This is a genomic window from Lysinibacillus sp. FSL L8-0126 (assembly GCF_038630385.1).
GTDB lineage: Bacteria > Bacillota > Bacilli > Bacillales_A > Planococcaceae > Lysinibacillus > Lysinibacillus fusiformis_D.
Map to the genome: position 1 here is coordinate 515,772 of NZ_CP152028.1, position 14,993 is coordinate 530,764.

The following is a 14,993-nucleotide window of genomic DNA, read 5'->3' on the forward strand; positions in this document are numbered from 1 at the left end:
AATTCACCATTACTTTTTATATGAAGATAATTGTTAAGGAGGACGAATATGGGTAAGAAAACAAAAATTGCCCTTGCTATTGCTGCGGCAAGTGCAGCGGCTTGGGCAGGTAGTAAAGCTATTTCTAAACCACAGCAACGTGAAGGCAAACAAGCATTGCAATTTGATCGCCCCGTCATTCTGGCGCATCGTGGCGGGGCTCTTTTAGCACCTGAGCATACAATGATCGCATTTGAAAAAGCAGCACAGTTAGGAGTCGATGGGTTTGAAATTGATATCCGTTTAACAAAAGACGAGGAAATCATTGTTTTCCATGATGATACAGTTGATCGTACAACGGATGGCTATGGTCTCATTGCCGATATGACCTTAGCAGAAATCAATGCCTTAAATCACGGCTATCAATTTGAAGATTTGGATGGCGCTTTTCCATATCGAGAGGAAAAAATTAATGTAGTGACATTACGAGAGCTACTTGAAACTTATCCAAATATGCTCATCAATATTGATATTAAAGATGCTCCAGATACTTATGAGGGAAGTTTGATGCCTTCTAAACTTTGGCGCTTAATCGAAGAGCTAGGCGCTGAACAGCGTGTCGTTGTGACAAGCTTCTATGGTGAGCAAATCGATCGTTTTAATTTATATGCCCAAAATCAAGTAGCACTTGGTGCCGGTGAATCAGATGTGAGAAAAGCATTTGCCTCCTTCTCAAGTCAATTTGGGCACTTATATCATCCGAAAGTTGATGTTTTCCAAATCCCACCTAAATCAGGCGTTATCGCATTAGATTCACCTAAATTTATTCAATTTTTGAATCATCTCAACATACCTGTCCACTATTGGACAATCAATGATATCGACACGATGAAAAAATTAATCCATAATGGCGCCAAGGGGATCATTACAGATCGCCCTGATATAGCTGCTGAATTATTACAGGAACAAGAGTCGTTATCATGATACGAACATAAAGGGGAAGGACACTAGTTACGTGCCTTCCCTTCATTTGAATGTTCTACCTATATAATGAGCAGATATGGGCTTGTCTAATCTGATGGATTTCATGAGCAATAATATATTGAAGAATTACTGTATTCGTTTTCTTCCCCAGAAACCGTTACTAACTCGTCATGGTTCCCACGATAGCTCCTTAAAAATGGGCCAACTCCCTGTCTTAAATCTGAGGAAAGCCTCTAAATCTTAATAATCCTCAAATCGAGTATCCAATCCTTTTGACCTTGCATACCACGGATCCAACTAGACTATAATATAAAAGGATATTTGTAAGGCCATCCAATAAAGCTACTTGATTTAGAACCTTTTTAGCAGCCTAAACAACTTTTTTCCTATCCTGTCACCAGGGATGACAGCCATTCAAGTATGTTTCCTCCTATCAATTGAAAAAAGACTGTAAACAACCTCCTGTGAATACTTGGAGTTGTCTACAGTCTAGAAGAGATGTGTAACATACACATCGTATTTTATGCTGAGCAAGAGCATGAGCCGCCCGAGCCACATCCTCCTCCGCAAGATGAACCAGATGCAAAGAATGGGTTACTAACAGGAACTTTTACAGCTTCAGAGACTGTTTTACCTATTAATAGGCTAATCTCATCGAGTAAATCCTGAAAATCGTTTTCAGCAATTTTTAAAGCTGAAACTTTTTCATTCAAGTCAAGTGCCCTTTTCTGTTGGCGAATTGACTTCATGATTGTATGGTAGTCTGGATGATATTTTCCGAAACGTTGTACATCTTCGTACTGCTCTTTCATGCGATTAAATGCGTAAATAGCTTCTACAATTTGTGCATCACTATAGACTGCATCATACGCTTGCTGTAGCGCAATCGCAGGTTCTGAGGAAAGAATCATCTCACAAAGCGCTTCGGTCTCATCCAAAATGAGTACCCAGTCAGAGGTCATCATCATTTTTAATTCCCCCAATCTCTTTCCCATCATAACAGATTTTATGGTAATTTTACATTATTGATACTTTTAATGAAAGAGGTTTGCCAATTAATGACAACATCTAAAGGACAGATAGAACAATTACTAGCTGAAATTTTACAAGAAAGTACTGAGGAAGATGAAGAAGTTTTATTACATCTTTTAAATGGGCTAAGAGAGAAGCAGCAAGGCATTCATCGTCGTTATCTTAATGCTGCCCTACATATGGTAGGTAAATTTGAGCCTGAAATTAGTGAGGTTCGTATCCCTATTACACCAGTTATTCATAATACAATTAAGGTGCCTCATGGTGGCATTATTGCAACAATTGCCGATGCAGCTATGGGCGGACTTGCTTCACGCTCTGTACCAGAGGGATATAATGTGGTTACAACGAATATGAATCTATCGTATATTGCCACAACAACGAATAAAGAATTGATTGCGCGCGGTCGTTTTGTTCATAAAGGACGTCAAACACTCGTCATGGAATGTGATATCGAAGATGAGACAGGTCGCAAGCTGGCTATTGCTACAGGATCTTTCTTTATTATTCAGCGTCGTCTGTAATGAGACTGGCAAAATAATCTTTGATGCATTGTTGATCGGAAAAAGGCAATTTTTGATTTTTAATTTGCTGTGTTTGTTCATGCCCTTTTCCGGCCACAAGGACAATATCGCCCTTTTTCGCCTTTGCTAACGCTTGATGGATAGCAAGCTTCCGATCTAAGTAAATTTCATAATATTGTTGCTCTGTAAAGCCTGCAATAATGCTTTCATTTATCACGATTGGATCTTCATCTCGTGGATTATCTGTTGTTAAATAAATAACGTCCGCGTATTTACTTGCTACCGCTCCCATGGCGAAGCGCTTCGCCTTATCACGATTTCCACCACAACTAAAAACAAGGTAAATTGTTTTGGAACGATTAAAGGTTTGTAAAACGGCTTGTAAGGCTTCTGCTGTATGCGCATAATCTACATAAACCTCTATACCCAAAGGATTATCAATCTTCTCAAGTCGTCCTTCTGGTAGTTTTAAGGACCACATATGACCAACTAGATCTTCCATCGGGACACCTAGGCGCCATATAGCCATTAAGGCAGCAATAGTATTTTGTACATGATATTTTCCGACAAAAGGAATTTCCACAATATGCTCACTCGCTGTTGTTTGTAAGCAAAGTACGGTTTTTCCAACTGTTTCACTGACAATTTGAATATGTAGATCATTGTGATTATCAAAGCCAAATGAACAGGATTTTTTCTTATCATAAATCCCTACAGAACGACAAAAGTTATCATCTCCATTTAATACTAACTTTTTGGATAAATCGGCTAATCTTTTTTTTGCACGTTTATATGCTTCTAAACCACCATGATCTTCTAAATGGTCTTCTGATAGATTTAAAAATACACCACAGTCAATATCGCAATGGTCGAGTCTATGCTGCTGTAAGCCCATTGAAGAAGCTTCTAGCACAACATGTGTAACCCCTTTTCGTACACATTGCTTTAATATCGGATGCAATTCTTTGGCCTGCAATGTTGTTAGTTGCTCGTAAGCCGTTTGTTGTTTCTCGCCATTGATGAAAAAGCCAACCGTTCCAATAACTGCTGCTTTTTTATGTAAGGCATTTAGAAGCTGACTAACAAAATGGCTCACCGTGGTCTTTCCATTTGTACCGGTAATGGCAATAACCGTTAAAGCCTCTGCTGGAAAAGCAGCAAGCTTCGCACTCGCATACGATAAAAATAATGCTGTATTCGGAACCCACACAAAAGGAATTTCTTTATCCATAATCGGCAAAGAAATACTTTCTTCCGAAACAATGGCAGCAGCCCCCCGTGCCAACGCTTCTTTAACAAAACGACTTCCTGATGTTTTTTTGCCCTTTCGTACAATAAAAATGTCGCCGGGTTGTACGGCCTGTGCATAATCTTCTACGCCTGTAATTTCTGTTCGAATGGATCCTCCTGTCACACTACATGGCCAATCTTTTAATAACTCAGCTAGTTGCAAGCCTCATTCCCCCTTTCCGTTCTCTATCATATGACGGCGTTTGTAACGGTGTGACGAAAAATATAGAAGCCCACAGTGAAAGTACTACCTTATAAAAAAATAAAGACAAGCTCGGCTATTCGAGCTTGTCTTCAAACTGATATTCTGTTGTTAGGATGAGGAGGATTGCTCTGTATTCTCTACAGGGTCCTCACTATCTGGTTCTTTATTTCTCTGTTCTTCGTTATCCTGTTCTTCAATATCTTGTTTTTTTCTATCTTGCTCTTCACTATCCATCGTCTGTGCAGTAGGCTCTATATAGATTTGCGTATAATAATCTACGAAAGCACCGGAACCAACGCGTGTATATCGATCATCCAATAACACCTTCCTATGTTCAGGCGAATTTGTCCAACCATGCATAGCTTCTATCGCATCAAAATAAGCAGTGGCAAGATTTTCATTCGCTGCACTATAGTCGATGTCATGTGCCTGTAATCTCTTTTTTAAATCTCCATTAGTTGGAGATTCATGTGATAAGAAATTTTGCACCTTCATATCTTCACTATGCATTTTTGCAGCTTCTTCTAATGATTCATCCATTGCTAAAGGTGGTAATTCATGATGTACCCTCGTAACATTTAAGAGATCATCAAGCTGTTTGGCGCTAGCTACATCGATTTCTTGCTGCAAAAATGAAGACGGTGGCGTACGTCTCACTAGTTCACCTTGATAACTCATTTCATATGGTTGATGAAGGACAAGTGTTTCACTGTCTGTATAACGTATTCCCTGTAGCTCACTTGTCTCCCTATCTATATAAAGCTGTGCATAAAGGCCATCAAATTTGACAAGCAACCTTGTTTGCATATCTTCTTCACTCATCGAGAAAATGAAAATATTTTCTCCCACAGTGGCCGCTACCTCATAATCAATAATCGTCATACGGTATATTTCATCGCGTTTTTGTCCAACTTTAAAAGGAAATGCATCGATTTCTTGTCCAGCTATGTAAACTTGCGTTACAATATTATTTTCAACACCAATCATAAAAAACGTAGCAACATCTTTATTGTAGACCCACCATTGATAGCCAAATGAAGACGGTTCTTTTCTCGTTGGTTCCCCATATTGCTCTAAAACGGTTTGAATGCCTTTTCCTACCAAAGTTGATATGCCTGTTTGAGGACGTGTCATTGCTCCTACAGCAGACTGTTGCTTTAGTTGTGTTTGAGGGATTATATTAGAATTGGTATTTGGTCCTTCTAACGGCTCATTTTCCTTCGGGGTATTGAAAAACATAAAGCCAATTAATGCAATTGCGCCACAAACCATTAAAATGCGGAATAAAGCTTTCATACAGGACTCCTTTTCATCACCATTATTGTAAGTTATTATATCAATTGTAATTGGGTTGACACAATGTTGTCATTGCAACAATGTCGAATATGCTCTATTATAAAAATGAGCGTATACTTTGTACGAGAACCTAAAGGAGGACTATACATGTATTTTGAAAATACTAACCTTGAAAATTTAACAGCTGATCAAGAACTAATTGTCAGCATTATGAAAAAGCATGGTTTAGAATGTGATGGCGGTTGGGATTACGAACGTATGACATTCGATAAACGTTTCGATACTCGTGAAGGTCGCTATTACCTACGCGTATTCGCATATGCCATTTCTGGTGATGTAGGTGCACACGATGCCATCCTTACGTTAATGAAACCAGCCCTAGGTAAATACTATTACCCACATGGTGTTGAATATGGGGATGATGAAGTTTACCCAGCACATCTTGTAACAAAATGTGAAGAAATCTTAAAAAAGGTTAAATTAGAATTAGATCAATTCTCAATTGAGCCAACAAATAAAAATAACTTCGAACCTGTTAACGCACGCTAATCTTTATTAAACTAAAGTGACAGCAAGTATAGCGTAAGTAGCTTCATTTTATGAAAAGACTGGTGGTCCAGTCTTTTTTTATTTTGAGTAAAAAAATTTTTTCTCCTCATACTACCTATATCTATTACATGGATGTAGGTGAGAAAAATGTTATCTTTTTTTAATCGTCCTTTTTTTCGGCATCCCATAATCGTCATAGCGATTGGGCTTCTGCTTCTCTGGTTCATTTCTATATCGTTACCAATCCTCCTTGCCTACTTAACCGCGTTACTTTTAGAACCGATTATTGTTCGAATGTGCAAACGGTTTCGAAAAAAACGTAAAATAGTTGTTTTCATCTTTTTTTTATTTTTTCTCAGTATCTCTTTATTATTATGTACACTTATACTCTATATAAGCTGGAAACAATTTTCTTCTTTTATCATCGATATTCCTGAGTACCTTAATCAACTATCGGCCTTATGGATTCAAATGCAATCCAAGCTCAGTAACTACACCTATCATTTACCTGTAGAACTCGTTTTACAAATTCAATTCATGATTGAAAATGCTTTAGCCTCTATAGAAAAATTCGCCATATCCTTAACAAATGTGAATGTATTGTCTACTTTACTAACATATATCCCCTCCCTTTTATTTGATGTTTTTGTTTATTGGATTGTCTTGTATATGTTGCTCTTAGATTTGCCAGCCATTAATCGGAAATTATTAATGCCCTTTCCTTTTCACTATCATCAAAAAACCATTTTTATTGGGCAGCGCGTTAAACTAGCCTTATTCGGCTTTTTAAAAGCACAATTGCTTGTTGGTGCTAGTATCTTTGCGATATCCTTCGCAGCATTTTATTATTTAAAAACGCCATTTCCCATACTGTTAGCTTTATCACTCGTTGTATTAGATTTTATCCCTTTTCTCGATTCATTTATCCTTTTAGTCCCATGGGCCATTTATCAAGTATTTGCAGGCGACTATATATATGCTGTCGTTCTAACGTTACTAAATGTGGGGCAATTTCTAGTCCGCAGAATGATTGAACCAAAAATTATTGGTGATAAAATTGGCCTTTCCTCCTTAAATACCTTCATTGCCATGTTTATCGGCTTTAAAATATTTGGTTTTCTTGGGATATTAATAGGCCCTTTACTTGTTGTAGTGATACTTTCTATATTTCAACCAACTACAAAAAATCTCCCACCTTTACAATAATAAAGAGGGAGATTTTTTTTAAAACCCTAAAATGGCTTTAATAACGGATGTTGTTTCACCTGGTTCAAATAAAATATATAGCAATAAATAAACAAGTACACCAGTGATGGCAACAAAGAACCAAATAATACTTGTGATTGGTCCAATACGTCTGTGTAACTTAATATTTGTTTTCAAACCCGAAATAATGCTAACGATACCAAACACGGCTCCAGATGTCGCCAAAATAATATGGAAAATCAAAAAGAACGTATAATATGGTTTTAAATGTTCTCCACCGCCAAAAGCCGTATTTCCAATAAAGATTGTACGGGATGCATAGATAATAAAGAATATAAGTGCCGCAACACCTGCAGCAAGCATTACTTTCTTATGCCCCTCTACATTTCTTTTTATAATTAAGCCCCATCCTATCGCTACTAGTACAGCACTAATGACGATAAACGATGTACTAATAGTAGGCAAAATTTGCAATTCCATTGTCAAAACCCCTTATACAAAGTAAATTTCTATATTACAATTAATGTTGCTGTTGACTTTCCCATTTTTTTTGGTGTGCAGCTAATGCATCAGCCGTAATTTTATCTGGATCTTTTTGTTCAGAACGATACCATCTCGTAAAGATTGTCCCAATTAATACACCAAAAATAAGCTCTTGTAAGATTTTCATTAATACGCCACCTAATTGCTGGTCTGCAACAGGTTTCATGTCTGTAAACAGCTCTGGTCCTGATAATGATAAGCCTGATAATGTAGAGGCTGGTACACACAGCTCCATTGCTTTTAACCAGGCATCACCATTTGTATATGTCTCATACATTGCATTAGGAGCAAAAATGATTAATCCACAAGCAGGTGTAATTAACACAGCATTTGCAATAATATAGGCTAATTTATGCAAAGGCTTCATTTTAGCACTATTAGGCATATTTTGAATTAAAGGCCAGTACATAAAAATAGCTGAAAGAAATAATACAAATGTATAGGTACCATGTAATGTTTCATTTAATTTAATGTAATCTAATACTGAAGGCAAATGATAGAAGGAAAATAGACCAATAAACACAAAGACTGCAACAACTGGTAATGTCAGTACTTTAAACAACGTTCTAACAACCGGTGCTTCAATCGCAACTTTCCAAACCCACCAAGGGATTCCTTTAATTAAGAAAATCGGAACAAGCAATAATAAGATCGCCATTTGAACCATATGCATGGTAAACATAATGTGAGCCATTAAATCAACTGGAGAACCTTTAATGATATAAATAGTAATCATGGCTAACACGAAATAAATGGCTTCTCCCTTTTTCAGAGGTTCACTTACTTTAAAATCATTACGCCACTTTACTGTGACTAAAAAATAGATAATCGTTATAAAAACAAGAACTCCTATTAAATAGGGACTCCACAATGCTTGGAAACCAAATATACTAAGTGGCATATAGAACGCACTCCTTTAAACTTCAGTACTCCTATTATAAAACGCTTACAGCTATACTGCAATGAACGAAAGGTGAACAAATGTTAAGTTTAACAGTGTTTGTCTCTTTTTGAAACCTTCACAACTTTAAAACATAAGAAAAAGCACGTTCGTACAATTAACGAACGTGCTCTTTTGGTGATTACCACCAAATGATTGTTAAAAATGCTAAGAAGAATGTAAATGCGATTAACATCCCCATCCACATGAAGAAGCCAATAACACCACCAAAGTGTGTTTTTTTGTCCTCTAAGTGCATGAAAGAATAAAGCTGAAGTACAACTTGAACACCAGCCAATAATAATACGAATGGCATGATTAAGTATTTAGAAAAATCAGCTGCAACTACTGCGAATGCGATAAACGTAAAGAAAATCATGATCGCAAAGTTGATTACTTGTTTACGCATATGAACGGCATTATGATGACGATCATACTCATACTGTGCCTGTGACTTAGCAACTATAGGTGTATCGTGTGAAGACATTATCCGATCACTCCCATCAAGTAAACTACTGTAAAGATAAATACCCAAACAACGTCAATAAAGTGCCAATATAAAGCAGCTACGAAAAATTTAGGTGCATTGTACAAGTTTAAACCACGTTTCGCATTACGGATCATTAAAGTTGCAATCCATACAAGTCCTAAAGTTACGTGGAAACCGTGTGTACCAACTAAAGAATAGAACGCAGTTGCGAATGCAGATTGGTTAAATGTAAAACCAAGGTGCACATAGTGTTGGAATTCATAGATTTCAAGTGCTAAGAATCCAAGACCTAAAGCTAAAGTAATGGCTAACCAAGTTTGCATCCCTTTAAAGTTAAAGTTACGCATATGGTAAATTGCATAAACAGAAGTTAGTGATGATGTTAATAATAACATCGTCATAGCAAATGCTAATGGTAATTCAAATAAACCTTGAGTTGTGAACTCCATGCCAGCTGGCCCTTTGTTCTTAAGCGCTAAATAAGTAGCGAATAAACTTGCGAAAAGTACAACTTCACAGGCAAGGAAAATCCAGAAACCAACGACTTTATTTTTACCTTCCATCGTAGCTTGTTCAGGATGATCTGGCCAAGTATGAGGAGTAAATTTAGTATTGAAATCCATTATTTATTTCCTCCTTTGCCGTAAAGATGTTCTTCAATTTCAAGAATTTCTTCTTTGTGTAAGTGGAAACCATGATCGTCTTTAACTGAACGAACAATCATCGCCCCAAATGTAATAGCTAAACCAATGATTAATACATAGATAGACCATGGTTTATCTGCATCTGGATTGTAAAGTGCACCGAATGCTGCAATAAACATACCTAATGAAATAACGAATGGAATCGCTGAGTTATTTGGCATATGAATATCACCGATTGGCTCAGCAAATGTCACTTCTTTATTACCTTCTTGTTTTTCAATCCACCATGGATCTAAACCACGTACAAGTGGCGTTTGACGGAAGTTGTAGAATGGAATTGGTTGTGGAATTGACCATTCTAAAGTACGTCCATCGCCCCATGGGTCGCGACCTGCTGGCTTGCCTTTAATAGACATTAAGCAGTTGATTACCATTAAGATAACCCCTACACCCATCATTAATGCACCGATTGTAGAGATATAGTTGAACTGATCCCAACCTTGACCTTCCATGTAAGTGAATACACGACGTGGCATACCCATTAAACCTAAGAAGTGTTGAACGAAGAACGTTAAATGGAATCCAATAAAGAATACCCAGAAAGTAATTTTACCAAGCGTTTCGTTTAACATACGGTTGAAGAAAATTGGCCAGTAGAAGTGCGCTGAACCAAATAATGCTGTAACGATACCACCAACGATTACGTAGTGGAAGTGAGCAACGATAAAGTAAGAATCGTGTAATTGATAGTCAAGAGGTGCAGATGCTTGCATTACCCCTGTAACACCACCCGCAACGAATGACGGGATGAAACCAAGTGCATAAAGCATTGGTGTTGTAACTTTAATAGATCCGCCCCAAATAGTTAAGATCCAGTTGAATACTTTCATACCTGTTGGAACCGCGATTGCCATTGTTGCAACAGCGAAGATTGCGTTTGCTGTTGGCCCAAGACCAACTGTAAACATATGGTGAGCCCAAACCATGAACCCTAGGAAACCAATTAAAATTGTTGCGAATACCATTGAAGAGTATCCGAATAAACGTTTACGAGAGAACGCTGGAATAATCTCAGAGAATAAACCGAACGCCGGTAATACTAAGATATAAACCTCTGGGTGTCCGAAGATCCAGAATAAGTGCTCCCAAATTACTGTGTTACCACCCATTGTATGGTCAAAGAAGTTACCACCGAACATACGGTCGAATAACATCATTAATAAACCAATTGTTAATGGAGGGAATGCGAATAAAATTAATGCACTTGATACAAGAGCTGTCCATGTGAATAATGGCATACGCATGAATGTCATACCAGGAGCACGCATTGTAATGATCGTAACGATGAAGTTAAGACCTGAAATTAATGTACCTGCCCCTGAAATTTGTAAACCAAGAACATAGAAGTCAATACCATGTCCTGGAGAATATAAAGATAATGATGCATAAGAAGTCCAGCCCGCATCAGGAGCGCCACCCATAAAGAATGACAGGTGAAGGAATACAGCACCTAGGAAGAATAACCAGAACCCTAAAGAGTTAAGGAACGGGAATGCAACGTCACGCGCACCAATTTGTAATGGTACAAGCATGTTCATAAATGCGAATAGTAATGGAGTAGCAGCTAGGAATAACATTGTTGTTCCGTGCATTGTTAATAATTCATTGAAAAAACCAGCTGACACGAAATCGTTATTTGGTTTCATTAACTGAATACGCATTAATAACGCTTCAAAACCAGCGATAGCGAAGAACAATGTGCCGGCTAATAAATACATGACTGCTAACTTTTTATGGTCAACAGTAGTAATGTAATCCCAGACAGTTGCTCCAAAGCCCTTTTTCTGTGTGTATGAGCTCACAACTTTTACCTCCCTCAAAATTTGTTACATAGAACGAAATTTATTTTTCAACTGATAAGCTCATGATATAAGTTGCAAGAGCTTCAATTTCTTCATCAGATAAATCACCGTAAATAGGCGCAGTGCCTTCAGCGTTCATCATTAAGTTACCTGGTTTAAATTCTTCTGGGTTTTTAATCCAAGCTTTTAAGTTTTCTTCATTGTGTTCTAAGAAACCAGCAACACGGTTACGGTCACCAAACGTAGTTAAGTTTGGACCTGGTGTACCGCCTGCTCCTGAACCTGAGATAGCGTGACAGCCTAAGCAGCTGTTAGCAAAAGTTGCTTCACCAAGATCTGTTGAAGCTTTGTCAGCAATTTGTCCTTCTGTTGCTTTCATTGCATCAACCCATGCGTCAAATGCATCTGGGCTTAATGCTTTTACTTTAAAGTCCATTAATGCATGTGAAGGTCCACATAATTCAGCACATTTTCCATAAAATACGCCATCTTTAAGATCTTTAGATTCTTTATCAAATACTAAGTAGAATTTGTTTAAGTTTTCTACGTTTGTATCCATTTTACCGCCTACAGCAGGAATCCAGAATGAGTGCTTAACATCGGCAGCTTTTAAATTAAAGTAAACCTTTTCACCTGTTGGTACTACTAGCTCTTGAGCCGTTACGATACCTTGGTTAGGGTATTCGAATTCCCACCAGTATAATTTTGCTGTTACATTGATCGTTAGGGCAGTTTTATTCCCTTCTTCATCTACCTCATCCATTGCAGCAACATCTGCAAATTTATAAGTAGTTGTAACAACTGGTACAGCGATAATTAATAATAAAATAATCGGTATAACTGTCCAAATCACTTCTAATGTGTGACTACCCTCTACTTGCTTAGGGATAACATTTTCACCAACGCGTGAACGACGGTATTTTAGGAATGCAAGTAAATAAATAACGGATACGATTACTACTACTAGCGTCATAATTATAGTAGTTAACAGTAATAAATTTAATTGTTGTTTACCTACTTCTCCAGATGGTTTTAGTGTAGAAAGATAATCTTCACCACAACCTGAAAGGAAAACCATCATCACTGCTAGAAGTGAAAAAAGACGCCATTTTTTAAGCCCTTTCATCATGCTTAATTAAACCCCTCTTTCTTTGTTGTATTTTCATGTGTTCCTAGGACATTAGTTCTGTCTATATGAATTCTTAAAAAAAAGAAAGAATTCCTAACTTTAGCTAAACAGCGCAAATATTATGATGGCTACAAATAGTATGGTCATATGATTCAACGAATAAATAAACATTTTATTTGCCCACTTCATATCATCTTTTGTTGTAAAGCCTTTCAGAGCTAGTATTAACCAACCCAAATTCAATGCAGTGGCAAGAGTTAAAAAGCCAATTCCAAGCTCTGGTAAAAGGAAAGGTAACGGTAATAATAAAAGAATCCAGAATAACATTGAGTACTTTGTACGTTTAAATCCCTTTACTACAGGTAGCATTGGTATTTTAGCTGCACGATATTCCTCCGTACGTTTCATAGCAAGCGCATAGAAATGTGGTGGCTGCCATGCAAACATAATAAGAAATAAGGCAAGTGCTCCTAGACCTAAAGCAGGTTCAACCGCTGCAAATCCAATAACTGGAGGTATAGCCCCTGAAATACTTCCTACAACCGTGTTACTAACATGCTTCCTCTTTGACCACATTGAATACAGAACGACATAAGCAAATATTCCTGCTAGTCCCCACATGCCGGCTGCAAACGATGCCGCAAATAACAAAATTTCACCTACAATTAAAAATGAGAGGGCAATGGTCAATACAAAATTCGGCTTGAATCTGCCAGTCACTGTCGGTCTTGCTTTTGTTCTTTTCATGATAGGATCAATATCCTGATCAATGAAGTTATTCATTGCACCTGAGCCACCAATGATTAATGCCGCACCCAGCATGGTGTAGAATATAACATCAAGCTCTTGCAAGAAATGTCTACTAGTAAACTGAAAAGCCAGCCACATCCCTGTAAACGTTGTGACAAGATTCGAGTTAACGATGCCAATTTTTATTAGTGCTAAGAAATCTTTTACAACAGATGTTGTTTCTGGGCCAGTATTTCTAGTAGCCGCCAGTGTACGACCGTTTGACATAATACCTCTCCTTTCATTTTTGTAAGCATATTCCGCTAACAATAACTATAGCGAAATTTGCGATTGATTTCTAGACATTAAGTGAAATTTAGATGAAGTTGTAAAAATTAGTTTTGTCTAGAAATATAAATAAAAACAACATATCTATAGTAAAACATTTTCTAAAATGAATTGTGAAGGTTAAAGCACGAAATTATGAACAATTTGTGAAATGGATTCGACATCTATTACTCCCTTCTCTTTACAAGTTGTTTTTTATACGTATTTTCGATATTATCTAGTAGCAGAAACATTACGCTCTTGTAATGTTGATAGATAAAGTAGGTGACTCATTTTATGCAACACAACAGGTATTTAAAGTGGTTTGCTGTTGCCGCTACAGTAGGGATGCTCCTTATATTACTAGGTGGAGCTCTCGTTACCAAAACAGATAGTGGCTTAGGCTGTGGTCGAAACTGGCCTGATTGTAATGGATCTCTTATTCCAAAGGAGATTACACCAGAAGTCCTGATTGAATTTTCACATCGTCTTGTAACTGGAGTCGTATCTATTTCAATTCTTGTGTTAACCATTTGGACATGGCGTAAACTCGGACATATTCGTGAAGTAAAGCTATTAGGTTTCTTAGCGATGTTTTTCTTAATCGCGCAAGCTCTTATTGGAGCAGCTCAAGTATTATGGGGACAAGGTGATTTCATCCTTGCACTTCATTTTGGAATTTCTCTTATTTCCTTTGCTGCGGTTCTTCTTCTTTCTATGATTGTATTTGAGGTCGATCGAAAATTTGATGCCGATAACGTATTTATTGGTAAAAAGTTACGTTGGCATACAATTGCTGTCACAATTTATTCTTATTTAGTTGTTTATACAGGGGCGTTGGTTCGTCATACAGATTCGAGCTTAATTTGTCCTGACTGGCCATTTTGCTATAATGAAACACCTTTCGCACTACCGAATAACATGTACGAGTGGGTGCAAATGGGACATCGACTAGCTGTTCTTATTATTTTCATTTGGATTGCATACATAACTTGGCACGCTGTGAAAGAATATAAAAATCAACGTGTTATTTACTATGGATGGGTTATTGCCTTTACTATAGTAGTTTTACAAGTGATTGCTGGTATGTTAGTAGTCCTCACTAGACTGAATTTAACAGTCGCTTTACTGCATTCATTATTCATTTCCCTTTTATTCGGTCTATTATGCTACATGATCATGTTAGTTGCTCGTAGTAATTATAATGAAAAAAAGAAATAGGCCATCAAAAAAGATTCGCCACCTATTATGTGACGAATCTTTT

Annotated in this window: 15 protein-coding genes; 5 read left to right on the forward strand and 10 right to left on the reverse strand. The window is 37.3% G+C overall.

Translation table 11 applies throughout. From position 1 onward, the window contains the following. The first annotated feature begins 48 nt into the window (after positions 1-48). Positions 49-963: a glycerophosphodiester phosphodiesterase gene (locus MHI34_RS02530; RefSeq protein WP_342504067.1), complete on the forward strand. Its 915-nt coding sequence runs from the start codon at positions 49-51 to the stop codon at positions 961-963. A gap of 521 nt (positions 964-1,484) precedes the next feature. On the opposite strand, the gene MHI34_RS02535 is transcribed toward MHI34_RS02530, so the two are convergent. Continuing rightward, positions 1,485-1,931, reverse strand: coding sequence for a YlbF family regulator (locus tag MHI34_RS02535; protein ID WP_036125306.1), 447 nt, complete (start codon positions 1,929-1,931; stop codon positions 1,485-1,487). 90 nt (positions 1,932-2,021) lie between these two features. Between MHI34_RS02535 and MHI34_RS02540 the strand changes: the two genes are divergently transcribed. Beyond that, positions 2,022-2,519, forward strand: coding sequence for a PaaI family thioesterase (locus MHI34_RS02540; RefSeq protein ID WP_342504068.1), 498 nt, complete (start codon positions 2,022-2,024; stop codon positions 2,517-2,519). Here the strand turns inward: MHI34_RS02540 and MHI34_RS02545 are convergent. Continuing rightward, positions 2,500-3,972 (reverse strand): UDP-N-acetylmuramoyl-L-alanyl-D-glutamate--2,6-diaminopimelate ligase, encoded by a 1,473-nt coding sequence (locus MHI34_RS02545; RefSeq protein ID WP_036125315.1) that lies wholly within the window; start codon positions 3,970-3,972, stop codon positions 2,500-2,502. The genes MHI34_RS02540 and MHI34_RS02545 overlap by 20 nt on opposite strands. Positions 3,973-4,122: 150 nt before the next feature. Further along, complete coding sequence (locus MHI34_RS02550; RefSeq protein ID WP_058843457.1) at positions 4,123-5,310, reverse strand: CAP-associated domain-containing protein; 1,188 nt, start codon at positions 5,308-5,310, stop codon at positions 4,123-4,125. A 147-nt stretch (positions 5,311-5,457) separates the two neighbouring features. Here MHI34_RS02550 and MHI34_RS02555 point away from each other — a divergent pair, with 147 nt between their 5' ends. Together MHI34_RS02555 and ytvI are read left to right on the forward strand one after the other, a co-directional pair. Continuing rightward, positions 5,458-5,859, forward strand: coding sequence for a YugN family protein (locus MHI34_RS02555; protein ID WP_051891699.1), 402 nt, complete (start codon positions 5,458-5,460; stop codon positions 5,857-5,859). 147 nt (positions 5,860-6,006) lie between these two features. Next, the gene (gene ytvI / locus MHI34_RS02560; protein WP_342504069.1) at positions 6,007-7,065 is read left to right on the forward strand and encodes a sporulation integral membrane protein YtvI; all 1,059 of its coding nucleotides are present in this window, start codon (positions 6,007-6,009) and stop codon (positions 7,063-7,065) included. A gap of 18 nt (positions 7,066-7,083) precedes the next feature. On the opposite strand, the gene MHI34_RS02565 is transcribed toward ytvI, so the two are convergent. The 7 genes from MHI34_RS02565 to cyoE form a co-directional block, all read right to left on the reverse strand. Next, entirely contained in the window at positions 7,084-7,545 is a 462-nt protein-coding gene (locus MHI34_RS02565) for a DUF420 domain-containing protein (protein WP_036125319.1), read from the reverse strand. Positions 7,546-7,585: 40 nt separating this feature from the next. Beyond that, positions 7,586-8,509 carry a cytochrome c oxidase assembly factor CtaG gene (gene ctaG / locus MHI34_RS02570; protein ID WP_036125321.1) on the reverse strand — a complete coding sequence of 308 codons (924 nt, stop codon included), beginning with the start codon at positions 8,507-8,509 and terminating at the stop codon, positions 7,586-7,588. A gap of 181 nt (positions 8,510-8,690) precedes the next feature. Continuing rightward, entirely contained in the window at positions 8,691-9,035 is a 345-nt protein-coding gene (locus tag MHI34_RS02575) for a cytochrome C oxidase subunit IV family protein (RefSeq protein ID WP_036125323.1), read from the reverse strand. Continuing rightward, positions 9,035-9,661 (reverse strand): cytochrome c oxidase subunit 3, encoded by a 627-nt coding sequence (locus tag MHI34_RS02580; RefSeq protein WP_036125326.1) that lies wholly within the window; start codon positions 9,659-9,661, stop codon positions 9,035-9,037. Before MHI34_RS02580 ends, MHI34_RS02575 begins: the two co-directional genes overlap by 1 nt. Further along, positions 9,661-11,544 carry a cytochrome c oxidase subunit I gene (gene ctaD, locus MHI34_RS02585; protein WP_036125328.1) on the reverse strand — a complete coding sequence of 628 codons (1,884 nt, stop codon included), beginning with the start codon at positions 11,542-11,544 and terminating at the stop codon, positions 9,661-9,663. Before ctaD ends, MHI34_RS02580 begins: the two co-directional genes overlap by 1 nt. 40 nt (positions 11,545-11,584) lie before the next feature. Beyond that, positions 11,585-12,673, reverse strand: coding sequence for a cytochrome c oxidase subunit II (gene coxB / locus MHI34_RS02590; RefSeq protein ID WP_036125330.1), 1,089 nt, complete (start codon positions 12,671-12,673; stop codon positions 11,585-11,587). A gap of 99 nt (positions 12,674-12,772) precedes the next feature. After that, positions 12,773-13,690: a heme o synthase gene (cyoE, locus tag MHI34_RS02595; protein WP_036125331.1), complete on the reverse strand. Its 918-nt coding sequence runs from the start codon at positions 13,688-13,690 to the stop codon at positions 12,773-12,775. Between the two features lie 336 nt (positions 13,691-14,026). Between cyoE and MHI34_RS02600 the strand changes: the two genes are divergently transcribed. Continuing rightward, positions 14,027-14,950 (forward strand): heme A synthase, encoded by a 924-nt coding sequence (locus MHI34_RS02600; RefSeq protein WP_036125337.1) that lies wholly within the window; start codon positions 14,027-14,029, stop codon positions 14,948-14,950. Positions 14,951-14,993 lie beyond the last annotated feature (43 nt).